General features: G+C 71.5%; 21 protein-coding genes. 11 read left to right on the top strand and 10 right to left on the bottom strand.

Annotated features, from left to right (window positions below):
* Window positions 1-2: 2 nt before the first annotated feature.
* Window positions 3-806 carry a YdcF family protein gene (locus RGE_RS11635; protein ID WP_014428591.1) on the top strand — a complete coding sequence of 268 codons (804 nt, stop codon included), beginning with the start codon at window positions 3-5 and terminating at the stop codon, window positions 804-806.
* A gap of 6 nt (window positions 807-812) precedes the next feature.
* Here RGE_RS11635 and RGE_RS11630 read toward each other — a convergent pair whose 3' ends face one another.
* Window positions 813-1,295 carry a DUF456 domain-containing protein gene (locus RGE_RS11630; RefSeq protein ID WP_014428590.1) on the bottom strand — a complete coding sequence of 161 codons (483 nt, stop codon included), beginning with the start codon at window positions 1,293-1,295 and terminating at the stop codon, window positions 813-815.
* A 162-nt stretch (window positions 1,296-1,457) separates the two neighbouring features.
* Here RGE_RS11630 and RGE_RS11625 point away from each other — a divergent pair, with 162 nt between their 5' ends.
* A complete protein-coding gene (locus tag RGE_RS11625; RefSeq protein ID WP_014428589.1) occupies window positions 1,458-2,417 on the top strand; it encodes a Tim44 domain-containing protein in 960 nt (319 codons plus the stop codon).
* A gap of 60 nt (window positions 2,418-2,477) precedes the next feature.
* Here RGE_RS11625 and RGE_RS11620 read toward each other — a convergent pair whose 3' ends face one another.
* Entirely contained in the window at window positions 2,478-4,085 is a 1,608-nt protein-coding gene (locus RGE_RS11620; protein ID WP_014428588.1) for an ABC-F family ATP-binding cassette domain-containing protein, read from the bottom strand.
* A 131-nt stretch (window positions 4,086-4,216) separates the two neighbouring features.
* Window positions 4,217-8,197, bottom strand: a complete 3,981-nt coding sequence (gene purL, locus RGE_RS11615; protein WP_014428587.1) for a phosphoribosylformylglycinamidine synthase — start codon at window positions 8,195-8,197, stop codon at window positions 4,217-4,219.
* Between the two features lie 39 nt (window positions 8,198-8,236).
* Between purL and map the strand changes: the two genes are divergently transcribed.
* The 6 genes from map to RGE_RS11585 all read left to right on the top strand — a co-directional run bounded on the left by map (window position 8,237) and on the right by RGE_RS11585 (window position 14,526).
* Window positions 8,237-9,073 carry a type I methionyl aminopeptidase gene (gene map / locus RGE_RS11610; protein ID WP_014428586.1) on the top strand — a complete coding sequence of 279 codons (837 nt, stop codon included), beginning with the start codon at window positions 8,237-8,239 and terminating at the stop codon, window positions 9,071-9,073.
* Between the two features lie 3 nt (window positions 9,074-9,076).
* Complete coding sequence (locus RGE_RS11605; protein ID WP_014428585.1) at window positions 9,077-11,698, top strand: [protein-PII] uridylyltransferase; 2,622 nt, start codon at window positions 9,077-9,079, stop codon at window positions 11,696-11,698.
* Window positions 11,699-11,735: 37 nt separating this feature from the next.
* Complete coding sequence (mnmH, locus tag RGE_RS11600; protein ID WP_014428584.1) at window positions 11,736-12,815, top strand: tRNA 2-selenouridine(34) synthase MnmH; 1,080 nt, start codon at window positions 11,736-11,738, stop codon at window positions 12,813-12,815.
* Window positions 12,816-12,898: 83 nt separating this feature from the next.
* The gene (locus RGE_RS11595) at window positions 12,899-13,687 is read left to right on the top strand and encodes a DUF2189 domain-containing protein (protein ID WP_014428583.1); all 789 of its coding nucleotides are present in this window, start codon (window positions 12,899-12,901) and stop codon (window positions 13,685-13,687) included.
* Window positions 13,688-13,906, top strand: coding sequence for a DUF2788 domain-containing protein (locus tag RGE_RS11590; RefSeq protein ID WP_014428582.1), 219 nt, complete (start codon window positions 13,688-13,690; stop codon window positions 13,904-13,906).
* Window positions 13,903-14,526, top strand: a complete 624-nt coding sequence (locus RGE_RS11585) for a YitT family protein (RefSeq protein WP_014428581.1) — start codon at window positions 13,903-13,905, stop codon at window positions 14,524-14,526. The genes RGE_RS11590 and RGE_RS11585 overlap by 4 nt, the downstream gene beginning before the upstream one ends.
* Window positions 14,527-14,547: 21 nt before the next feature.
* Here the strand turns inward: RGE_RS11585 and phbB are convergent, their stop codons facing one another.
* The 3 genes from phbB to phaC all read right to left on the bottom strand — a co-directional run bounded on the left by phbB (window position 14,548) and on the right by phaC (window position 18,292).
* Window positions 14,548-15,285: an acetoacetyl-CoA reductase gene (gene phbB / locus RGE_RS11580; RefSeq protein ID WP_014428580.1), complete on the bottom strand. Its 738-nt coding sequence runs from the start codon at window positions 15,283-15,285 to the stop codon at window positions 14,548-14,550.
* A 105-nt stretch (window positions 15,286-15,390) separates the two neighbouring features.
* On the bottom strand, window positions 15,391-16,572 hold the full coding sequence (locus tag RGE_RS11575; protein ID WP_014428579.1) for an acetyl-CoA C-acetyltransferase: 1,182 nt from the start codon (window positions 16,570-16,572) through the stop codon (window positions 15,391-15,393).
* Window positions 16,573-16,600: 28 nt separating this feature from the next.
* Window positions 16,601-18,292 (bottom strand): class I poly(R)-hydroxyalkanoic acid synthase, encoded by a 1,692-nt coding sequence (phaC, locus tag RGE_RS11570; RefSeq protein ID WP_014428578.1) that lies wholly within the window; start codon window positions 18,290-18,292, stop codon window positions 16,601-16,603.
* Between the two features lie 133 nt (window positions 18,293-18,425).
* On the opposite strand from phaC, the gene RGE_RS23695 reads away from it, so the two are divergent.
* A complete protein-coding gene (locus tag RGE_RS23695; protein WP_014428577.1) occupies window positions 18,426-18,704 on the top strand; it encodes a hypothetical protein in 279 nt (92 codons plus the stop codon).
* Here RGE_RS23695 and pgeF read toward each other — a convergent pair.
* From pgeF to RGE_RS11555, 3 genes are read right to left on the bottom strand one after another with little or no spacing between them, the layout of a single operon-like run.
* Window positions 18,633-19,418 (bottom strand): peptidoglycan editing factor PgeF, encoded by a 786-nt coding sequence (gene pgeF, locus RGE_RS11565; RefSeq protein WP_014428576.1) that lies wholly within the window; start codon window positions 19,416-19,418, stop codon window positions 18,633-18,635. The genes RGE_RS23695 and pgeF overlap by 72 nt on opposite strands.
* 4 nt (window positions 19,419-19,422) lie before the next feature.
* The gene (gene maiA / locus RGE_RS11560; RefSeq protein ID WP_014428575.1) at window positions 19,423-20,058 is read right to left on the bottom strand and encodes a maleylacetoacetate isomerase; all 636 of its coding nucleotides are present in this window, start codon (window positions 20,056-20,058) and stop codon (window positions 19,423-19,425) included.
* Between the two features lie 2 nt (window positions 20,059-20,060).
* Complete coding sequence (locus RGE_RS11555; protein WP_014428574.1) at window positions 20,061-20,750, bottom strand: fumarylacetoacetate hydrolase family protein; 690 nt, start codon at window positions 20,748-20,750, stop codon at window positions 20,061-20,063.
* A gap of 63 nt (window positions 20,751-20,813) precedes the next feature.
* Here RGE_RS11555 and RGE_RS11550 point away from each other — a divergent pair, with 63 nt between their 5' ends.
* A complete protein-coding gene (locus RGE_RS11550; protein ID WP_014428573.1) occupies window positions 20,814-21,359 on the top strand; it encodes an NUDIX hydrolase in 546 nt (181 codons plus the stop codon).
* Between the two features lie 16 nt (window positions 21,360-21,375).
* Here the strand turns inward: RGE_RS11550 and RGE_RS11545 are convergent, their stop codons facing one another.
* On the bottom strand, window positions 21,376-22,794 hold the full coding sequence (locus tag RGE_RS11545) for an EAL domain-containing protein (RefSeq protein ID WP_014428572.1): 1,419 nt from the start codon (window positions 22,792-22,794) through the stop codon (window positions 21,376-21,378).
* 261 nt (window positions 22,795-23,055) lie between these two features.
* Between RGE_RS11545 and RGE_RS11540 the strand changes: the two genes are divergently transcribed.
* Window positions 23,056-23,358 carry a high-potential iron-sulfur protein gene (locus RGE_RS11540; protein WP_014428571.1) on the top strand — a complete coding sequence of 101 codons (303 nt, stop codon included), beginning with the start codon at window positions 23,056-23,058 and terminating at the stop codon, window positions 23,356-23,358.
* Window positions 23,359-23,390 lie beyond the last annotated feature (32 nt).

Here is a 23,390-nt window from a genome sequence, read left to right as displayed (position 1 = left end):
GCATGAACGACTTGCTGATGCGGCTGGGCATCGAATCCTGGAAGCCGGCGCTCGCGACGCTGCTGCTGCCGCCGGTGCCCCTGCTGCTGCTGATCCTGATCGGCGCGCTGATGCTGCGCCGCCGCGCGCTGGGCTGGCTGCCGCTGCTGGCCGGTGTCGCCGGTCTGTGGGCGATCTGCAGCTCGGCCGGCGGCCAATGGCTGGTCACCCGTCTGACCCAGCCGCCGCCGGTGCTGAGCGAGGCCCAGGTGCAGTCGCTGCGTGGCGCGCCGCACACCGCGATCCTCGTGCTCGGCGCCGGGCGTTATCCCTGGGCGCCGGAGTACGGCGGCGCGGTGCTCAAGCCGCTGGCCGCCGAGCGGCTGCGCTACGGCGTGCGGCTTGCGCACCGCACCGGCCTGCCGCTGGGCTTCAGCGGCGGCGTCGGCCACGGCAGCGAAGGCGGGCCCAGCGAAGCCGAGGCCGCGGCGGCGATGCTCGCCGAGGACTACCGCCTGCCGCTGCGCTGGGCCGAGGGCCGTTCACGCGACACGACCGAGAACGCGCGTTACAGCGTCGAGATGCTGCGCCGCGACGGCATCACGCGCATCGTGCTCGTCACGCACGGCTTTCACATGCGGCGCGCGCTGGGGGCTTTCGAACGCGCGGCGGCCGACGGCGGGCCGCCGATCGAGATCGTGCCGGCACCGACCGGCATGCGCGCCCCCCGGCAGCTGCTGCTGAGCGACCTGATGCCCGAACCGGAGGGCTACCGCCTGAGCTGGATCGCGGTGCACGAATGGCTCGGCCGCCTGGCCGGCGCCTGAATCCCGTCAGACCAGCCAGGCGACGACGAACAGGCCGACCATCGCGAAGGCGATCGCGACCTTGGCGACCATGCCCAGCAGCAGGCCCAGGCCGGTGGCCAGGCCGACCTGCATCGCACGCTGCTCGTCGCGCCGCGCCAGGTACTCGCCGGCTGCGGCGCCGACGAAGGGCATGAACAACACGCCGACGAAACCGGCCAGCAGCCCCGCGACGGTGCCGATCGCGGCGCCGACCAGCGCCTGAGGGCTGGCGCCGACCCGCCGGGCGCCCATCAGCCCGGCCAGGTAGTCCAGCGCCCAGGCCAGCACGGCCATCACGCCGAGCACGACGACGGTGTAGACGCCGACACGCTCGTAACCGTCGATCCACGCGCCCAGCCAGGCGCCGGCGAAGATCAGCGCCGTGCCCGGCAGCACCGGCAGCACCGTGCCGGCCAGGCCGACCAGCATCAGCAGCACGACCAGGGACCAGAGCAGCGCGATCGACATCGGAGGCTTTCGACGAGAGACGGTCGTGGGCACTTGGGGCGCCCGTCCCCTCTTTCAAGGGCAGTCCGACGGCCGCTGGGGGATTGACGGCCGCGTTTGGCGCCGCCGGGCTCCTCGCGCACACTCGGGCCTCCCACAGTTCTCACAAGAGGAAACACTCCGATGAAATCCGGCTGGCTTGTCGTGCTTGCCGCTTCGCTCGCGCTGACGCTGGCGCCCGATCTCAGCGAAGCCAAACGCATGGGCGGCGGCAAGTCCTCCGGCATGCAGCGCAGCATGCCCGAACGCACCGCACCGGCGCCGACGCCGGCCAAGCCCGCGCAGCCGACGCAGGCCGCGCCCAACCAGGCCGCTCCGACGCAGGCCGGCGCAGCCGCTGGCGCCGCTGCCGCGGCAGGCAAACGTTCCTGGCTCGGCCCGATCGCCGGTCTGGCCGCCGGCCTGGGCCTGGCGGCGCTGATGAGCCACCTCGGCCTGGGCGCCGGGTTCGCCAACTTCCTGACCATCATCCTGCTGGCCGTCGTCGCCTTCATCGCGATCCGCTTCCTGCTGCGCCGCTTCGGCCCGCAGCCGGCAGCCGCACCGGCCGCCGCCGGGGTCGGCACGCTGCGCAGCGCCTCGAACGACTGGACGCCGCCGCCGGCGCCGGTGAACCCGATGCCCTCGCCGGCGCCGGTGGCCCCGGTGTCCCCGCCCACGTCGGCGGCCGCCGAACGCACGCTGGCCCCGGCCTTCGTGCCGGCGGCCTTCGACAGCGAAGGCTTCGAGCGCACCGCGAAGACGATCTTCGTGCGCCTGCAGGCCGCCAACGACGCCGCCGACCTCGACGACCTGCGCCGCTTCACGACGCCGGAGATGTTCGCCGAGCTGAAGATGGACATCCAGGAACGGGGCAGCGCGCCGCAGAGCACCGACGTCATCCAGGTCGACGCGCGTGTCGTCGACGTCGCCGAGGACGACGGCCGCCAGATCGTCAGCGTGCGCTACGTCGGCCGCGTGCGCGAGGAAGCCGGCGCCGAGCCGGTGTCCTTCGACGAGGTCTGGCACTTGGTCAAGCCGGTCGGCGACGACAGCCGCGGCTGGGCCATCGCCGGCATCGAGCAGATGGCAGCCAAGACCTGAGGCCCTCGCCGCCTCGTGCTGAAACCGGCCCCGCGGGGCCGGTTTTCTTTTGTCCGGCGCTCAGAACGGGCGGCGTTGCCAGCCGTCCGGCGTGGCTTCCAGGCGTTCGTCGAGCGCCAGCGCGGCGAGGAAAGCCTCGTCGTGCGAGACGACGACAAGCGCGCCGCGCCAGCTGCGCAGCATGGCTTCCAGCGCTTCGAGCGCCGCGAGGTCCAGGTGATTGCCGGGTTCGTCGAGCAGCAGCAGCCGTGCCGGCTCGTCGGCCAGCAGCGCCAGGGCCAAGGCGAGCTTCAGGCGTTCGCCGCCGCTCAGCGCGTCGCAGGGTGTCGCCAGCGTCGCCGCGCCCAGGCCGAGTTGCGCCAGCCGGGTGCGCAGTTCCGCCTCGGGCCTCTGCCGGCAAGCGTCCTGAATGCGTTCGAGCGCGCTGCCCGGGCCGTCGAAGCTTGCCAGGCGCTGGTCCAGCCAGGCCTGCCTGACGTTCCGCTCCACCCGCCCGGCCCGCGGCGCCAGGCGCCCGGCCAGCACCTGCAGCAGCGTCGACTTGCCGCAGCCGTTGGGGCCGCAGACCGCCAGCCGGGCGGCGCCGTGCAGCCTGAGCTGCAGCCGGGCCAGCGGCGCGGCGACGAAAGGCAGCTCGCCGTCGAAGGCCAGCACCTCGTGCGGCAGCACCGCCGGCGGCAGCGGCGGCACGACGATGGCCACGTCGGCCGCGACGCGGCTCGCGGCCTCGCGCACCGCGCCGGCCAGTTCGGCACGCACAGCGTCGTGGCGCTGGCGCATGCGGCCGGCGCTGGCTTCGCTGCGCTCCTGGCGGAAGTCGAGCACGAACTTCGGCTGGCTGCCGTCGCCACGCTCCTGGCGCGCCTGCGACTGGCGGTGCTGCTGACGCTCGGCTTCGCGCTGCAGCCGCGCCGCGGTCTGGCGGCGTTCGAGCTTGCAGCGCTCCAGTTCGGCCTCGGCCTGGGCGCGCTGCGCGTCGCGTCGTTCGACGTAAAAGCTCCAGCCGCCGCCGTGGCGCTGCAGGCCCAGCGGCGACAGCTCCACGATGCTGTCCATCGTCTCCAGCAGCTCGCGGTCGTGGCTGATGACGAGCAGGCCGCCGCGCCAGCGTCGCAGCTGCGCGAGCAAGGTCAGGCGACCTTCGCGGTCGAGGTGGTTGCTGGGCTCGTCGAGGATCAGGAAGTCGGCGTCGGCGAGCCAGGCGCCGGCCAGCGCGGCACGCATCGCCTGGCCGCCGCTGAGCGTCGCCGCCGGCGTCTCGGGTGGCAAGGCCGGCAGGCCGGCACGTGCGAGTTCGGCTTGCAGGCGCTGGCGCAGGTCCCAGCGGTCGGCGAGCCGGCTCAGGTCGTGTTCGTCGCCCTCGCCGGCTTCGAGCCGCTGCAGCGCCGCCAGCGCCTCGTGCACGCCGGCCAGCTGCGCCAGCGTCGCACCGGGCTCCGGCGCGAGCTGCTGCGCGAGGCGGAAGACGCGCCCCTGGCGGCGCACACGGCCGCTGGAAGGTGGCAGCTCGCCGGCCAGCACACGGCCGAGCACGCTCTTGCCGATCCCGTTGCGGCCGACCAGGCCGGTGCGGCGGCGGTCGAAGGTTTCGTTCAGGTCGGCGAAAAGCGGCCGGCCGTCGGCGAGCAGAAAACCGACGCCGTCCAGCGTCAGCAGAGGGTCCGTCATCCCGGGCTCCGATCGATGCGTTCGGTCCTCCGGCGCTGCCGGAGGGGCGAAAGCCGTCATGCAGACGGCGGCATCAATGGCGCATGGGTGCGGACTCCTGTTCGTGCCGGCCGGGGCCTGTTCGCCTGGTCTCAGCCCAGCGAACGACGCGCGTTGCGGAACATGCGCATCCAGGGGCTGAACGCGCTCTTGTCGCCCGAGGTCCAGCTCATCTGGACGTTGCGGAAGACACGCTCCGGGTGCGGCATCAGCGCGGTGAAGCGGCCGTCGGCCGTGGTCACCGAGGTCAGGCCGTCGGGGCTGCCGTTCGGGTTGGCGGGATAGGCCTCGGTGGCGCGGCCGTGGTGGTCGACGAAACGCATCGCACGCAGCACCCGGGCGGCGTCGCCGCGCTGCGAGAAGTCGGCGAAACCTTCGCCGTGGGCGACGGCGATCGGAATGCGGCTGCCGGCCATGCCTTCGAAGAAGACGCTGGGGCTTTGCAGCACCTCCACCAGCGACAGCCGGGCCTCGAACTGCTCGCTCTTGTTGCGCGTGAACTTGGGCCAATGCTCGGCGCCCGGAATCATCGGCGACAGCGCCGCCAGCATCTGGCAGCCGTTGCAGACGCCCAACGCGATCGTGTCCGGCCGGGCGAAGAAGGCCGCGAACTGCGCTTCCAGCACCGGGTTGAACAGGATCGAGCGTGCCCAGCCTTCGCCGGCGCCCAGCGTGTCGCCGTAGCTGAAGCCGCCGCAGGCGACGAAGGCCTGGAAGCCGTCGAGACGCGCGCGCCCGGCCTGCAGGTCGCTCATGTGCACGTCGTAGGTGTCGAAGCCCGCCTGGTGCATCGCGTAGCTCATCTCGACGTGCGAGTTGACGCCCTGCTCGCGCAGGATCGCGATCTTCGGCCGCGCGACGTTGACGAACGGTGCGGCGACGTCCTCGGCCGGGTCGAAGCTCAGATGCACATGCAGGCCCGGATCGTCGGCCGCGGCGACGCTGGCGTGTTCGCTGTCGGCGCTCTCCGGGTTGTCGCGCTCGCGCGCGATGCGCCAGCTGACCTCGTCCCACTGCTTCAGCAGGTCCGCCAGCGGGGCGCCGAACTGCAGCTGGGTGTCGCGCCAGACCTCGACCGCACCGCGCTCGTTGGTCTTGCCGATGACGTGCGTGTCCTTGGACAGGCCGTGCGCGCGCAGCACCGCGATCGCGGCGTCGCGCTGCTCGCGCGGCACCTGCAGCACGACGCCCAGTTCCTCGTTGAACAAGGCTTTGAGCGTCAGCTCGTTGCGGCGCTCGGCGACCTGGGTGGCCCAGTTCTTCGAGTCGCCGACGTCGGCACGGCTGTCGGCGATGCCGTCGCCTTCGGTGACCAGGATGTCGACGTTCAGGCTGACGCCGACGTGGCCGGCGAAGGCCATCTCGCAGACCGCGGCCCAGAGGCCGCCGTCGCTGCGGTCGTGGTAGGCCAGCAGCGTGCCGGCAGCGCGCAGTTCGTTGACCGCCGCGACCAGCGCCTTCAGGCGCGCCGGGTCGTCGAGGTCGGGCACGCGGTCGCCGAAGCCGCCCAGCACCTGGGCGAGCATCGAGCCGCCCATGCGGTTCTTGCCCCCGCCGAGGTCGACGAGCAGCAGCGTGGTGTCCCCCTGCTGGAGCTGCGGCGTCAGCGTGCCGCGAACGTCGTCCAGCGTCGCGAAGGCGCTGGCGATCAGCGACACCGGCGCGGTGACCTGGCGCGTCTGGCCGCCTTCGGTCCAGCGCGTCTTCATCGACAGCGAATCCTTGCCGACCGGGATGCCGACGCCCAACGCCGGGCACAGCTCCAGGCCGACGGCCTTGACGGTGTCGTACAGCGCGGCGTCTTCACCGGGTTCGCCGCAGGCCGCCATCCAGTTGGCGCTGAGCTTGACGCGCGACAGCTCGATCGGCGCGGCCAGCAGGTTCAGGATGGCCTCGGCCACCGCCATGCGGCCCGAGGCCGGCGCGTCCAGCGAAGCCAGCGGCGTGCGCTCGCCCATAGCCATCGCTTCGCCGCGGAATCCGGCGTAGTCGGCCAGCGTCACCGCGCAGTCTGCCACCGGCAGCTGCCAGGGGCCGACCATCGGGTCGCGGTGGCTCAGACCGCCGACGGTGCGGTCGCCGATCGTGATCAGGAAACGTTTGCTGGCGACCGTCGGGTGGCGCAGCACGTCCAGCGCCACCTGCTCGAGCTTCACGCCGGTCAGGTCCAGCGGCGCTTCGGTGCGTTCGACGCGCGTCACGTCGCGGTGCATCTTCGGCGGCTTGCCCAGCAGCACGTCCATCGGCATGGCGATGACGGCTTCGGAGCCGTCCTCGACGACCAGCTCACGCTCGGCGGTAGCGACGCCGACGACGGCGAAGGGGCAGCGCTCGCGCGTGCACATCGCCTCGAAGGCTTCGAGCTTGTCCGGGGCGATGGCCAGGACATAGCGCTCCTGGCTCTCGTTGCACCAGATCTCCTTCGGTGCCAGGCCGGTCTCTTCCAGCGGCACCTTGCGCAGGTCGAAGCGTGCGCCCTGCCCGGCGCCGTCGACCAGCTCGGGGAAGGCGTTGCTGATGCCGCCGGCGCCGACGTCGTGGATGGCGAGGATCGGGTTGCCCTCGCCCAGCGCCCAGCAGTGGTTGATGACCTCCTGCGCGCGGCGCTGGATCTCGGGGTTGCCGCGCTGCACCGAGTCGAAGTCGAGCGCCGCGGCGTTGGTGCCGGCGGCCATCGAGCTGGCGGCGCCGCCGCCCATGCCGATGCGCATGCCCGGGCCGCCGAGCTGCACCAGCAGCGTGCCGGCGCCGAAGGGCAGCTTGTGCGTCTGGCTGTCGGCGATGGCGCCGATGCCGCCGGCGATCATGATCGGCTTGTGGTAGCCGCGCTGCACGCCGGCCACCGTCTGCTCGTAGACGCGGAAGTAGCCGCCCAGGTTGGGCCGGCCGAACTCGTTGTTGAACGCGGCGCCGCCCAGCGGGCCCTCGGTCATGATCTGCAGCGCGCTGGCGATGTGGCCGGGGCGGCCGATGTCCTCGCGCTCCCAGGGCTCGTTCGTGCCCGGCAGGCGCAGGTTGCCGACCGAGAAGCCGGTCAGGCCCGCCTTGGGCTTGGCGCCGCGGCCGGTCGCGCCTTCGTCGCGGATCTCGCCGCCGGCGCCGGTGGCCGCGCCCGGGAACGGCGAGATCGCCGTCGGGTGGTTGTGCGTCTCGACCTTCATCAGCACATGCGAGGTCTCGGCACGCGGGCCGTAGACCGGGGCGGAGGTCCAGCCCTGCGGCAGCCAGCGCTCGACCGGGCCGCCTTCCATCACCGCGGCGTTGTCGCTGTAGGCGACGATGCTGTGCTGCGGCGACAGCTTCTCGGTGTTGCGGATCATGCCGAACATCGACAGCGGCTGCTTCTGGCCGTCGATCGTGAACTCGGCGTTGAAGATCTTGTGCCGGCAGTGCTCGCTGTTGGCCTGGGCGAACATCATCAGCTCGACGTCGCTCGGGTTGCGGCCGAGCTTGCCGAAAGCCTCGACGAGATAGTCGATCTCGTCGGCCGACAGCGCCAGGCCGAACTCGACGTTGGCCTGCACCAGCGCCTCGCGGCCGTGGCCGAGCACGTCGACGTGGGCCAGCGGCTCGGCGGCCTGGGCGGCGAACAGCTGCGCTGCCGCGCCGCGTTCGAAGGCCACGCTCTCGGTCATGCGGTCGTGCAGCACCGCCGCGACCGCGGCACGCTCCTCGTCGGCCAGCGGCTTGGCGCCGCCGAAGAAACCGCCCTTGACCGCCAGCCGGTATTCGGTGACGCGCTCGACGCGGTGCACGACGAGGCCGCAGTTGTGGGCGATGTCGGTCGCCTTGCTGGCCCAGGGGCTCACCGTGCCCAGACGCGGCATCACGACGACGAGCTCGCCGTCGGCGGGGCCGTCGTAGGGGTCTCCGACGGCCAGCAGCGCCGCCAGCCGTTCACGCGTCGCCGCGTCGGGCTCGGCGTCGAACGCGGCCCAGTGGACGTGGCGAGCGGCAACGGCGCTGATGCGCGGACAGGCCGACTGCAGCCGCGCGAGCAGCGAGCGGGACCGGAACGGGGAGAGCGCGTTGCCGCCCTCGTAGTGCAGAAGTTGCGGGGCGGAAGAAGCCATGGACCGGGATTTTACGGGGGCCGATGGGATAATCCGGTGATGACGATTGTGATCAAGAACGCCGAAGAGATCGCGGCGATGCGCGAGGCCTGCCGGCTCGCGTCCGAGGTGCTGGACATGCTGACGCCGCACGTGCGCGCCGGCGTCACGACTCTGGAGATCGACCGTCTGGCGCACGACTACATGGTCAACGTCCAGGGCGGCGTGCCGGCGACGCTGAACTACCAGCCGCCAGGCTATCCGCCCTACCCGGCCTCGCTGTGCACCTCGCTCAACGACGTCGTCTGCCACGGCATCCCCGACGAGCGGCCGCTGAAGAACGGCGACATCCTCAACATCGACGTCACGATCATCAAGAACGGCTTCCACGGCGACAACAGCCGCATGTTCGTGATCGGCGAGGGCTCGATCGCCGCGCGCCGGCTGTGCCAGATCACCTACGAGGCGATGTGGAAAGGCATCGTCAAGGTGCGCCCCGGCGCGCGCCTGGGCGACATCGGCCACGCGATCCAGACCTTCGCCGAGAACGCCGGTTTCTCCATCGTGCGCGAGTTCTGCGGCCACGGCGTCGGCCGCCGCTTCCACGAGGAACCGCAGGTGCTGCACTACGGCCGCCCCGGCACGCTGGAAGAACTGCAGCCGGGCATGATCTTCACGATCGAGCCGATGATCAACGCCGGCCGGCGCGAGATCAAGGAAGACCGCAAGGGCAACCGCCCCTACGACGGCTGGACCATCGTCACCCGCGACCGTTCGCTGTCGGCGCAATGGGAGCACACCGTGCTCGTCACCGACAGCGGCTACGAGGTGCTGACGCTGTCGGCCGGCAGCCCGCCGCCGCCGGCCTTCGTCACCGCGGCCACCGCCGCCAGCTGAGCGATGTCCGCGCTGCCCGAAGCGTCGGCCCGGGCCCCGGGCAGCGTCGCCGCGCTGCGTGCGCGTTTCCGTGACGGCAAGGCCGAGCTGATCGGCCACTTCCGCAACGGCCGGCCGACGACCACCGCCGCGCGCCAGCTGCTCAAGGCGCTGGCGCGCCACGTCGACGCGACGCTGGCCGACCTCTGGGCGCACGCAGGCATGCCCGCCGGCGCGGCGCTGGTGGCCGTCGGCGGCTACGGCCGCGGCGAACTCTTCCCCTATTCCGACGTCGACGTGCTGGTGCTGCTGCCGGCCGACGCCGCCGGCGGCGACGCGCTGCGCGCCTCGGTCGAAGGCTTCATCACCGCCTGCTGGGACATCGGCCTGGAGATCGGCTCGTCGGTGCGCACGCTCGACGAGTGCCTCGAAGAAGCGCAGCGCGACGTGACGGTGCAGACGGCGCTGCTCGAGTCGCGCCTGATCTGCGGCGCGCGCAAGCTCTTCAACAACTTCCGCGACGCGACGACGCAGGCCGTCGACGCCCCGGCCTTCCTGCGCGCCAAGACGCTGGAGATGCAGCAGCGCCACGTCAAGTACGAAGGCACGCCGTACTCGCTGGAGCCCAACTGCAAGGAAAGCCCGGGCGGGCTGCGCGACCTGCAGGTCGTGATCTGGGTCGCGCGTGCCGCCGGCCTGGGCCGCACCTGGGGCGAGCTGGCCGCCAAGGGCCTGGTGACGCCGTTCGAGGCCTCGCAGCTGGCACGCCACGAAGGCACGCTGAAGCTGATCCGCGCCCGGCTGCACGTCGTCGCCGGCCGCCGCGAGGACCGACTGGTCTTCGACCTGCAGACCGCGGTGGCCGAGAGCTTCGGCTACCACCCGACCAAGGCCCAGCGCAGCTCCGAGGTGCTGATGCACCGCTACTACTGGGCGGCCAAGGCGGTGGCGCAGCTCAACCAGATCCTGATGCTCAACATCGAGGACCGCGTCAACGGCTCGGAAGCCGAGCCGGCGCGCCCGATCAACGAGCGTTTCCGCGACCGCGCCGGCATGCTCGAGGTCGCCAGCGACGACCTGTACCTGCAGCACCCGGACGCGATCCTCGAGACCTTCCTCGTCTTCGCGCAGGAGCCCGGCATCCAGGGCCTGTCCTCGCGCACGCTGCGCGCGCTCTACAACTCGCGCAGCGTGATGGACGGGCGCTTCCGCCGCGACCCGAGGAACCGTGCGCTGTTCATGCAGATCCTGCGCCAGCCGGTCGGGCTGACGCACGCCTTCCGGCTGCTGAACTCGACCTCGGTGCTGGGCCGCTATCTCTGGGTGTTCCGGCGCATCGTCGGGCGCATGCAGCACGACCTGTTCCACGTCTACACCGTGGACCAGCACATCCTGATGGTGCTGCGCAACGTGCGCCGTTTCTTCATCCCGGAGCACGCCCACGAGTACCCCTTCTGCAGCCGGCTGGCGGCGCACTGGGACCACCCGGAACTGCTCTACATCGCGGCGCTGTTCCACGACGTCGCCAAGGGCCGCGGCGGCGACCACTCCGAACTCGGCGCGCTCGAGGTGCGGCGTTTCTGCCGCGACCACGGCCTGTCGCGCCCCGACACGCAGCTCGTCGAGTTCCTCGTGCGCCACCACCTGACGATGAGCCGCATCGCGCAGAAGGAGGACCTGTCGGACGCCGAGGTCATCGCCTCGTTCGCGCGCCTGGTCGGCAACGAGCGCCATCTGATCGGCCTGTACCTGCTGACGGTGGCCGACATCCGCGGCACCAGCCCGCGCGTCTGGAACGCCTGGAAGGGCAAGCTGCTGGAAGACCTGTTCCGCCTGACGCTGCGTGCGCTGGGCGGCTCGCACCCCAACGTCGACGCCGAGATCGAGGCCCGCATGCACGAGGCGCGGCAGATCCTGGCGCTGCACACCGCGCTGCCCGGCACCGAGGAGCCGCTGTGGCGCACGCTGGAGGTCAGCTACTTCGCGCGCCACGAGGCCGCCGACATCGCCTGGCACGCACGCTCGCTGTGGCGGCACATCGAGACGCGCGAGCCGGTGGTGCGCGCGCGGCCCTCGTCGGTCGGCGACGGGCTGCAGGTGCTGGTCTATTCGCCCGACCGGCCCGACCTGTTCGCGCGCATCTGCGGCTACTTCGACGGTGCCGGCTTCAGCATCCTGGACGCCAAGATCCACACCACGCGCGCCGGCTACGCGCTGGACACCTTCCAGGTCGTCAGCACGCGCCTGGCCGACACCAGCCCGGCCGCCTACCGCGACCTGATCGCGCTGGTCGAGAACCAGGCCACCGCGGCGCTGTCTTCCGACGGCCCGCTGCCGCAGCCCAGCCAGGGCCGCGTCTCGCGCCGCGTGCGCTCGTTCCCGGTCGTGCCGCGCGTAACGCTGGCGCCGGACGAACGTGCCCAGCGCTGGCTGCTGACGGTCTCGGCCAGCGACCGCTCGGGCCTGCTCTACGCCATCGCCCGCGTGCTGGCACGCCACCACATCAACCTGCAGCTCGCCAAGATCACGACGCTGGGTGAACGTGTGGAAGACACCTTCCTCGTCGACGGCCCGGCGCTGCAGCAGCCGCGCACGCAGCTGCAGATCGAGAGCGAGCTGCTCGACGCCGTCGCGGCCCCGGCATGAAGCGCCGCCACGACGACGCCGGGCGCGCGCGCCTGCCATGAGCCTGCGCCGCATCAGCGCCGCCGAGGCCATCGCCCGGCTGGGCGAGTACGGCGCCGTCGTCGATGCGCGCAGCGAGAGCGAGTACGCCGAGGACCGCCTGCCCGGCGCCATCAACTGGCCGTCGCTGAACGACGCCGAGCGCGCCAGCATCGGCACCGAATACAAGCAGGTCTCGCCGTTCGCGGCGCGCAAACGCGGCGCGATCCTGGTCGCGCGCAACGTCGCCGGCCACGTCGAGCGCGAGCTGCTCGACAAGGACCGCGAGTGGCGGCCGCTGATCTACTGCTGGCGCGGCGGCCACCGTTCGGGCGCGCTGGCGCTGGTGCTCGACCAGATCGGCTTCTCGGTCAACGTGCTCGAAGGCGGCTACCGCGAGTTCCGCCGCGCCGTCGTCGCCGAGCTGGAGACGCTGCCGGAGCGCTTCACGCTGCAGGTCGTCGCCGGCCCGACCGGCTCGGGCAAGAGCCGGCTGCTCGGTGCGCTGACCACGGCCGGCGCCCAGGTGCTGGACCTGGAGGCGCTGGCCGCGCATCGCGGTTCGGTGCTCGGGCCGCTGCCCGGCCAGGCCCAGCCCTCGCAGAAGGCTTTCGAGACCCGGATCTGGCAGGTGCTGCGCACGTTCGACCCCGCGCGCCCGGTCTTCGTCGAGGCCGAGAGCCGCACGATCGGCCGGCTGCGGGTGCCTGAACGCCTGGTCGAGCGCCTGCGCGCCGCGCCCTGCATAGCCGTCGAGATGCCGCTGGAGGCCCGCGTGCGCCTGCTGATCGAGGACTACGCCCACCTCGTCGCCGACGCCGAGGCGCTGTGTGCGCTGCTCGCCCGGCTGCGCGAGCTGCGCGGTGCGGCCACCGTCGAGCGCTGGCAGGCGCTGGCGCGCGCCGGCGAGTTCCCGACGCTGGTGCGCGAACTGCTCGCCGAGCACTACGACCCGATCTACGCGCGCTCGACGGCGCGCAACTTCGAGCGCTTCGGCCAGGCGGTGGTGGTGGCGCTGGACGACGGCGAGCCCGCGACGCTGGCGCGTGCGGCACAGGCGCTGGCGCGAACGACGGTCGTGGAGGGAGTCTTGCCGTGATCGCGGCCAAGGCGATTTCCCCGATGGCCGCGTCGGCCATGGCCGATATACCGGGAGGCGTCGCCATCCCTGGAGCGAAGACCATGCGCCACACCACCGCACTCGAGGAATCGCGTCGTTTCGGCGTCCGGGAGATCCCGGCGCTGCGCCCGCTGGGCTGGCTGGCCCGCGGCTGGCGAGACCTGGCCCGCAACCCGGCGCCCGGGCTGCTGCACGGTCTGGCGGCCGCGGCCTTCGGCGCGCTGCTGCTGGCGCTGTCGCAGCAGCGTTTCTGGCTCATCGCCGGCGCCTTCAGCGGCTTCCTGCTCGTCGCGCCGATCCTGGCTACCGGCCTGTATGCCGTCAGCCGAGCGCTGCAGCGCGGGCGCGTGCTGAGCGTTGGCGAGTCGCTGGCCGTCTGGAAGCCGCGCGACGGCCGCCTTGTCGTCTTCGGCGTGCTGCTGGCGTTCGCCGGCACCGGCTGGGTGCTGACCTCGGGGTCGCTGATCGCGGGGTTCGCGCCGCATCCGATCGACGGCCCGCGCGACTTCATCGAGCACGTCGTGCTCGCCGAGGACTCGTGGCTGTTCGAGGCCTGGCTGCTGCTGGGCGGCGCGCTGGCCGCGCCGCTGTTCGCCTCGACCGTCGTCGCGATCCCGCTGCTGCTGGACCGCGAGGTCGGCGTGCTGGCCGCCGTGCTGACGAGCTGGCGCGCCGTGATGGAGGATCCGCTGCCGCTGGCGCTCTGGGCGGGGCTGATCCTGGTGTTGACGATGGTCGGGATGGCGCTCGCGCTGGTCGGCCTCGTCGTCGTCGTGCCCTGGCTCGCCCACGCCAGCTGGCACGCTTATCGCGACCTGGTGGATACCAGCGGGTTGTCGGAGCTCCCCTGAATGTTCGGTTTCACGGAAGACCAGATTGCGCAATTCGGCCTGACCTTCGGCGTCTCGGCCTTCATGCTCTACATGGTCTTCATCATCTTCCAGCTCGCACGCGAATCGAAAGCCGGCAAGTTCGGCGCCTTCGTGCTCTTCCTGGCCCTGGGCTTCGGCCTCGTCGGTTTCGCCGCCAAGGGCCTGATCAAGTACTTTCTCAACGGTGTCGGCGAATGACCACGACGACGATGAACACCTTGCCGATCCAGCGGCACACCTTGTTCGAGGACGTCCAGGGCGTCGTCACCGGCGCGCTGTTCGTCGCCCTGGCGCTGGTGATGTTCCGCCACGCCGGCATGCTGACCGGCGGCACGGCGGGCATGGCCTTCGTGCTGCACTACGCGACGCAGGTGTCCTTCGGCGCCGCGTTCTTCGTGCTCAACCTGCCGTTCTACTGGCTGGCGTGGAAGCGCATGGGCGCGCGCTTCACGATCAAGACCTTCTGCGCGGTGGCGCTGCTGTCGGTGCTGTCCGAAGTGCTGCCGCACTGGGTGGTGCTGCAGTCGGTCGAGCCGCTGTTCGCCGCGATCGGCGGCGGCCTGCTGATGGGCACCGGCCTGCTGATCCTGTTCCGCCACAAGGCCAGCCTGGGTGGCATCAACGTGCTGGTGCTGTGGCTGCAGGAAAAACGCGGCTGGCGCGCCGGCAAGATCCAGATGGCGCTGGACGTGACCATCCTGCTGACAGCCATCCCCTGGGTCGGCTGGTGGCAGCTCGTGCTGTCGGTCATCGGCGCCGTCGCGCTGAACTTCTCGCTGGCCGTCAACCACCGCCCCGGCCGCTACGCGGCGGTCTGACGACCGCCGCGGCGGTGGCGCTCAACCCATGTGCAACCCGCCGTTGCACGAAAAGTCGGCCCCCGTCGTGAACCCCGAGTCCGGCCCCGCCAGCCAGGCCACGACCGAGCCGATCTCCTCGGGCGTGCCCAGGCGCTTGACGGGGATCGTCGCGACGATCTTCTCCAGGATCTCGGGTTTGATGGCGCGGACCATCTCGGTGCCGATGTAGCCCGGGCTGACGGTGTTCACCGTCACGCCCTTGGCCGCCAGTTCCTGGGCCAGCGCCATCGTGAAGCCGTGCATGCCGGCCTTGGCGGCCGAGTAGTTGGTCTGGCCGGCCTGGCCCTTCTCGCCGTTGACCGAGCTGATCTGGATGATGCGGCCCCAGCCGCGCTCGACCATCTCGGGCACCACCTGCTTGGTCACGTTGAACATGCTGTTCAGGTTGGTGTCGATGACGGCGTGCCAGTCGTCGGGCGACATCTTCAGGAACATGCGGTCGCGCGTGATGCCGGCGTTGTTGACCAGCACGTCGATTGGACCGTGCTCGGCCTTGGCCTTGCCGAAGGCCTCGACCGTGGACTCCCAGTCGGCGACGTTGCCCACCGAGGCGTAGAACTCGTAACCCAGCGCCGCCTGCTCGTCGAGCCAGCGCCGGAAATCTCGGTTGGGGCCGCAGCCGGCGATGACCTTGAAGCCCTCGCGCGCCAGCCGCTGGCAGATTGCCGTGCCGATGCCGCCCATGCCGCCCGTGACGTACGCAACTTTCTGTGCCATGTGCTGTCTCCTTGAACTGTTGAGTCCGATCGTGGCCGCGCCGTCAGGCCGGCGCCATCGGCAACGACACTAGCGCCTCCTCTTCGTGGGGGGCGCCGCCGTAGGTCAGCGCTCGACCGTCAGCGCCACGCCCATGCCGCCGCCGATGCACAGCGAGGCGATGCCGCGGCGGGCGCCGCGCCGGCGCATCTCGTGCAGCAGGGTGACCAGGATGCGGCAGCCCGAGGCGCCGATCGGGTGGCCGATCGCGATCGCGCCGCCGTTGACGTTGACCTTCTCGGTGTCCCAGCCCATCTGCTGGTGCACCGCGCAGGCCTGGGCGGCGAAGGCCTCGTTGATCTCGAGCAAGTCCAGGTCGGCGGCCTTCCAGCCGGCACGCTCCAGCGCCTTGCGCGAGGCCGGCACCGGGCCCATGCCCATCGTCGCCGGGTCCAGGCCGGCGCTGGCGTAGCTGGCGATGCGCGCCAGCGGCTCCAGGCCCAGGCGCTCGGCCCGGGCGGCGCTCATCAGCATCACCGCCGCGGCGCCGTCGTTGAGCCCGGAAGCGTTGCCCGCGGTCACCGAGCCGGCCTTGTCGAAGGCCGGGCGCAGGCCGGCCAGCGCTTCGGCGCTGGTCTTGCGGTTGATGTACTCGTCGGCGTCGAAGACGAGCGGGTCGCCCTTCTTCTGCGGCAGCAGGATCGGCACGATCTCGTCCTTGAAGCGCCCGGCGTCCTGCGCCGCGGCCGCTTTGCGCTGCGAGGCCAGCGCCAGCTCGTCCTGGGCTTCGCGCGTGATGCCGTAGTGGCGCGCGACGTTCTCCGCCGTGATGCCCATGTGGTACTGGTTGTACACGTCCCACAGGCCGTCGACGATCATCGTGTCGACCATCTTCCAGTCGCCCATGCGCTGGCCGTCGCGCGAGCCCGGCAGCACGTGCGGCGAGGCGCTCATGTTCTCCTGGCCGCCGGCGATGACGACTTCGCTGTCGCCGTCGCGCAGCGCCTGCACGCCCAGCATCACCGCCTTCAACCCCGAGCCGCAGACCTTGTTGATCGTGTAGGCCGGCACGGCGTTCGGCAGCCCGGCCTTGATGACGGCCTGGCGCGCAGGGTTCTGGCCGCAGCCGGCCTGCAGCACCTGGCCGAGGATGACCTCGCTGACCTGCCCGCCTTCGAGCCCGCTGCGTTCCAGCAGCGAACGGATGACCGCCGCGCCCAGCTCGGTCGCCGGCGTGCGCGCCAGCGAACCGCCGAACTTGCCGACGGCGGTTCGGGCCGCGGCGACGATGACGATGTCGGTGCTCATGGAAGTCTCCTGTCGTTTTCGATGGGGCTCAGGCCTTGGCCTTGACGTAGCGGCCCGGCGCCGGCTCGAGGGCCTTGTGGCGGCGGCTGCCCGGTGTTTTCGGCGCGGCGACCTTGCGCCCGGCGTGGCCGGCGAGCCAGCGGCTCCACACCGGCCACCAGCTGCCCGGATGTTCGGTGGCGCCGGCGAACCACTCGTCGGCGGTGGCCGGCGTCGCGGCGTTCAGCCAGTGGCTGCGTTTGCCCTTGGCCGGCGGATTGATGACGCCGGCGATGTGGCCCGAAGCGCCGAGCACGAAGGTGCGGTCGCCGCTCAGCAGCGGAACGGAGGCGTAGGCCGCCTTCCACGGCACGATGTGGTCTTCCCGCGAGCCGTAGACGAAGGTCGGCAGGTCGATCGTGCCCAGGTCGACCTTCTCGCCGCAGACGATCAGCGCGCCGGGCTGCTTCAACTCGTTTTGCAGGTACATGTGGCGCAGGTACCAGCAGTACATCGGCCCGGGCAGGTTGGTCGAGTCGCTGTTCCAGTACAGCAGGTCGAACGGCGGCGGCGTCTCGCCCTTCAGGTAGTTGGCGACGACGTAGTTCCAGACCAGGTCGTTGGGGCGCAGGAAGCTGAAGGTCGTGGCCAGCTCCTGGCCCTTCAGCAGCCCCGGGCCGCCCGGCGCGTCGGCGCCGATCGTCATCTCGCGCCACTGCACGCCGGCTTCGTCGACGAAGAGATCCAGCACGCCGGTGTCGCTGAAGTCCAGCAGCGTCGTCAGCAGCGTCATCGACTGCGCCGGGCGCTCGCCGCGTGCCGCCAGCACCGCCAGCGCGGTGGAGAGGATGGTGCCGCCGACGCAGAAGCCCAGCGTGTTGATCGTCTCGCTGCGCGTGATCTCGCGCACGACGCGGATCGCCTCGATCGGCCCGCGCTCGATGTAGTCGTCCCAGCCCAGGTTCCGCAGCGACGCGTCGGGGTTGCGCCAGCTGATCACGAAGCAGCGGTGGCCCTGCTCGACGGTGTAGCGGATCACCGAGTTCTCGGGCTGCAGGTCGAGGATGTAGTACTTGTTGATGCACGGCGGCACGAACAGCATCGGCCGCTGGTGTACGGTGGCCGTCAGCGGCCGGTACTCGATGAGCTGGAACAGCTCGTTCTCGAAGACCACCGTGCCCTCGGTCGTCGCGACGTTGCGGCCGACCTCGAACAGCGTCTCGTCGGTCTGGGAGACGTGGCCCTTGGCGAGGTCCTCGACGAGCTGGCGCACGCCGGTGGCGATGCTCTGGCCCTGGCTCTCCAGCGCCTTGCGCAGCGCCTCGGGGTTGAAAGCCAGGTAGTTGCTCGGGCTGGCGGCCTCGACCCACTGCTGCACCGCGAAACGCACGCGTTCGCGTGCCTTGGCGTCGCCCTGCACCGAGTCGGCCATGCGCTGCAGCGTGCGCGCGTTCAGCAGGTACATCTGGGCGACGTAGGCGGCGCCGGGGTTCTTCGCCCAGTCCTCGGCCGAGAAGCGACGGTCGCCCAGAGAGGGCTGCGCAGCAGCTTCCTGCGCGGCTCGCTGCAGCGCCTCGTTCCACAGGTCCGACGCGGCCTTCAGGTAGTCGCCCTGGATCGCCGCCAGGGCCTCCTGCGGCACCCGCAGGCTGGCCGCCGATTTCAGCAGTTCACCGACCGCGGCGCCGAAAGCCGCGGCTGGCGTGCCGTCGGCGGCCGGCAAGCTGCGCTTGCTCGTCATGGCTTGTCTCCTCGCTGGCGATGGTGGCTGCGGCAAACCGCGGGCCCCTCGACTCGCAACGGTTGTAGGCCGGGCGGCTTACCTCGGGTTGACGCGGGCCGCGATACTTACGGACCGCAACACCCTAACCCAGATGTACATCGTCCCCATCGCCTGGATGTACGTCGTGCTGATGATGGCTTTGGCCGAAGCGCTGTCGCCCCACGGCAGCGTGCTCGGCGCCATCGTCACCTTCACGATGTACGGTCTTCTGCCGCTTTCGATCGTGCTCTACGTCATGGGCACGCCGGCCAGGCGCCGCGCGCGCCGTGCCGCAGAAGCCGCCGAAGCGGCCGCCGCTTCAGCCGCGGCGCCAGACGGCGGCGGCCATGCGCCCGGTGAGGCGGTCGCGGCGGAACGAAAAGAACCGTGAGCCGTCCTCGACGGTGCACCAGGCGCCGCCGCTGACGCGTTCGACACCCATCGCCGCCAGACGCCGGCGGGCCAGCCCGGGCAGGTCGGCGAGCCAGCGGCGCTCGCCGTCGGCGCGCCGACGCGGGCGGAACAGCGCCGAGACGTCGGCCGCCGGCTCGGCGGCAGGATCGCCGCCGAAGGCTTCGACGACGTCCTGACCGACTTCAAACTGGCGCGGCCCGATGCAGGGCCCGAGCCAGGCGAGCAGATCCTGCGGCGCCGCGCCGGTGGCCTCGCACAGCGCCGCGGCGGTGGCTTCGACGACGCCGCCGGCCAGGCCGCGCCAGCCGGCGTGCGCCGCGCCGACCCCACGCCCGTCGGCCGTGCACAGCAGCACCGGCAGGCAGTCGGCGACCAGCACCGTGCAGGCGACGCCGGCAGCCGTCGTCACGCTGGCGTCGGCCTGGGCCAGCAGGTCGGAGGGCTCGTCGCCACGCAGCCGCACGACGGCCGCGCCGTGCACCTGGTCGAGGTAGACCGGGCGCGCGCCGAGCGCCGCGGCGAAGCGGCGCTGGTTCTCGCGCACCGCCTCGGGCGCGTCGACGGCGTCGCCGCGCAGCCCCGGCGGGCGCAGGTTCAGGCTGTCGAACGGCGCGGCGCTGACGCCGCCCTGGCGGGTGCTGAAGGCGGCACCGACGCCTTCGGGCGCCGGCCACTCGGGGTGCAGCAGCATGGACTCAGGCCTCGGCGTCGGGACAGCGCGACGGCTGGGTGTCGGCGAAAGCCGGCAGTTGCAGGCAGGCGTCGAAGACGCGCCGCACGTTGGGCACGTGCTCCAGGCGGCAGTCGAAACGCTGGGCGTTCATCACCTGCGGCACCAGCACGCAGTCGGCCAGCGTCGGCGACTCCCCGTGGCAGAAGGTCGAAGGCTGTGCCGCGAGCTGGCGCTCGACGGTCTCCAGCCCGGTCTCGACCCAGTGCCGGTACCAGCGGTTCTTGTCGTCTTCGGACAGCTTCAGGTCGTGCACCAGGAAGCGCAGCACACGCAGGTTGTTCAGCGGGTGCACCTCGCAGGCGACGTCGTAGGCCAGCGAACGCACGCGCGCCCGGCCCACGGGGTCGGCCGGCAGCAGCGGCGGCTCGGGGTGCGTCTCGTCGAGGTATTCGATGATCGCCATCGACTGCGTGATCACCGCGTCGCCGTCGCGCAGCAGCGGCACCAGGCGCGCCGCCGACACCGCGGCATACGACTCCTGGAACTGCTCGTTGCGGCGCAGATGCACCGGCTTGTAGTCGTATTGCAGCCCCTTGAGCGCGAGCGCGATGCGCACCCGCCAGGAGGCCGACGATCGGAAGTAGTTGTAGAGCTCCATGCTCACCTCACGGCCACGCGCAGGGTGCCGAGGCCTTCGACGGCCCCTTCCATCACGTCGCCCGGCACGACGGCCCCCACGCCTGCCGGCGTGCCGGTGAAGATCAGGTCGCCGGCTTGCAGTTGCCAGGCGCGGCTGAGCTGTTCGATCGTCTCGGCGATGCTCCAGATCAGGTCCGAGAGATCGCCCTTCTGCCGCGGCTGGCCGTTGACGGCGAGCGTGATCGCGCCGCGTTCGAGCGTACCGCAGCGTGTGCGCGGCACGAGCGGGCCGATCGGTGCCGACTGCTCGAAGGCCTTGCCGATCTCCCAGGGCCGGCCCTGCTTCTTCATCTCGTTCTGCAGGTCGCGGCGCGTCATGTCCAGGCCGACGGCGTAGCCCCAGATGCACTCGGTGGCCTCGGCTGCCGGGATGTCGCGGCCGCCGCGGCCGAGCGCGACGACGAGCTCGATCTCGTGGTGCAGGTTGGCCGTCAGCGAGGGATAGTCCATCGTGCCGGTCTCGCCTTCGGCCACCGGCAGCAGCGCGTCGGCCGGCTTCATGAAGAAGAACGGCGCCTCGCGCCCGGTGTGGCCCATCTCCTGCGCGTGCTCGGCGTAGTTGCGGCCGACGCAATAGATGCGACGCACCGGGTAAACACCGCCGCCGGCGACCGGCAGCGTGACGGGAGCGGGTGCGGGCAGGACGTGCATATCCAAGATCAAGACAGTGGACGATGAAACGATGATGCCACGCGCCGCCGCTACACTGCCGCCATGTTCGAGCCCCGCCGCATCCGTCACTGCCGGGTCTGCGGCCACCCGGCACGTTACGCCGTCCCGCCCGAGGACACCCGCGAACGCGCGATCTGCACCGCCTGCGGCGAGATCCAATACGAGAACCCGATCAACGTCGTCGGCACCGTGCCGGCCTGGGGCGACCAGGTGCTGCTGTGCCGGCGTGCGATCGAGCCCCGTCACGGCCTGTGGACGCTGCCGGCCGGCTTCCTGGAACTGGGCGAAAGCACCGCCGAAGGCGCGATGCGCGAGACCGACGAGGAAGCCGGCGCACGCATCGAGCTCGGCGCCTTGTTCACGGTGCTGAACGTCGTCAGCGCCGGCCAGGTGCATTTCTTCTATCTGGCGCAGCTCCAGGACACGGTGCTTGCGCCCGGCCCCGAGACGCTGGAAGCGCGGCTGTTCCGCGAACACGAAGTGCCCTGGGACGAACTGGCCTTCCGAACGGTGCGCGAGACGCTGCGGCTGTATTTCGCCGACCGCGAACGCGGCCGCTTCGAGGTGCACGCCGGCGACATCCGCTGACGCCGCCCCGGCGGCTTCAGAGGGCGCGCACCGCCGGCCCGGTCGCGGCGTCGAAGCCGGCGTCGAACAGCACCTGAAGGTCGGCCTCGTCGTCGACGCCTTCGGCCACCAGGACCAGCCGCATGCCGTGCACCAGGCCGACCAGGCCGGCGGCGAAGGCATGAACGGTCGGATCGCCGGCCGCGCCGCGCAGGAAACGCGCTTCGATGCGCACGTGGTCCAGGCCGAGTCCGGCCAGCCGCGCCAGCGCGTGCATCGAGGCGCCGGCATGTTCGACGCCCAGGCGCACGCCACAGGCGCGCCAGGCCTGGGCCGCATCGCCCAGGCGCGGCAGCGCACGTTCGAGCCAGACGCCTTCGCCGACGTCGATCAGCAGCCGACGCGCCGCCGCCGGCTGGGCCTGCAGGCGCTGCTGGACCTCGGCGACGAAGCCCGGCGTCGTCAGCGACGCGGCACCGACGTGAACGCAGCGTGCACGGCCGTCGCGGTCGATGGCCAGCAGGGCCAGCTCGATCGCCATCAGGTCCACGCGCGGCAGCAGCCGCGAGCGGGTGGCCATCGCCAGCCAGCGCTGCGCTTCGCGGTACGGGCCGCCGGCATCCAGTTGCAGGCGCAGCGGGCATTCCAGATGCAGCAGGCGGCCGTCGGCGGCGACAACCGGGAACTCGCCCAGCGCCGCGCGGCCGTCCTGCAAGGCCTCGGCGATGCGCGTGCGCCAGGCCTGTTCGCCCTGCACCGCGCCGCCGCCGGCATGGATCTCGATGCTGAACGGGCCGGCGGCTTCGGCCTGGGCGAGCGCCAGGTCGGCCGCGGCCAGCGCGTCGCCGGGCAGCCCGGCCCGCAGGTCGTCGGCGCCGCCGATCGCCAGCTCGATGCCGCCCGGCCCGGCCGCCGGTGTCGCGCGCAAGGCTTCGAGCAGCGTGCGCGCGGTCTCGTCGGCGACGCCGTTGGCCGGCAGGCAGAGCGCGAAGTCGCTGTCGTTCAAGCGCCCGGCGAAAGCGCCGACGACGTGCTGCGGATAGGCGTCCAGCGCCTCGCCGATCAGCGCGATGCGGCGCTCGACGGCGTCGTCGCCGATCTGCAGCCGCAGCGGGCCGAGGTTCAGCGCGCGCAGCAGCAGCAGCGAGCGCTCGGGCGCGGCGCCCTGCCCCAGCACGCTGCCGAGCAGGCCGACGAAGTGGCGCCGGTTCGGCAGGCCCGACACCGGGTCGGTGTGGGCCTCGCGGCGCAGCGCCTCGACGCGGTCGGCCTCGCGTCCGACCTCCACCAGCCGCTCGGCGGCGACCGCGGGCACCGGCGCCGCGGGACGCGCGTCCTCGCGCCGTCCCTGGTACCAGGCGGCAAGACGCCGACGTAGCGCGTCGGGCATGAAATCGGGCAGCGGCGGCAGAGGTTCCTCGCGTCGTCGCCGGGCGGGCGTCGGATCGCCCAGCATGCCAGCAGCTTCGTCCGCGGGCCGGGCCGACTTGAGCCCGACCCCGCGAAATGGTGGCGATTAGCACTTCATTTGCAATTGAGAACGCTTCGCATTTGCACACATTAGCCGTCATTGATGTCGGATAGCGACGCAAAGCCGAGCGAGATACGATCTATGTCAGCCGAATAGGCTCATGTTGCGTTACCGTCTCGGGTGTTGGTCCAAACGTGCGTAGACGTCATGGGCCACCCGCATCGACTTCCCTTTCGGAGACCGCGAATGACCTCTCGTCGTGAATTCATCCAGATCGTCCCGCTGGCCGGCGCCGCGCTGTTCACTGGCCGCAGCGCCATGGCCGCACCGGTGGACGAGAAGGACCCGCAAGCCGTCGCGCTGGGCTACGTCGCCGACGCCGCCAAGGCCGACAAGGCGAAGTACAAGCAGTTCGTCGCCGGTTCCCACTGCGGCAACTGCGCCCTGTTCCAAGGCAAGCCGACCGACGCGACCGGCAACTGCCCGCTGTTCGCCGGCAAGCAAGTGAACAACAAGGGCTGGTGCAGCGCCTGGGCAAAGAAGGCCTGAGGAAACCCGTTCGCCCGCGCCACCGACGCGGG

The sequence above is a fragment of the Rubrivivax gelatinosus IL144 genome, assembly GCF_000284255.1.
In the GTDB taxonomy this organism is placed as follows: domain Bacteria; phylum Pseudomonadota; class Gammaproteobacteria; order Burkholderiales; family Burkholderiaceae_C; genus Rubrivivax; species Rubrivivax gelatinosus_A.
The sequence above is the reverse complement of the archived record's forward strand: the minus strand, read 5'-3'. Positions and strand labels throughout refer to the sequence as shown.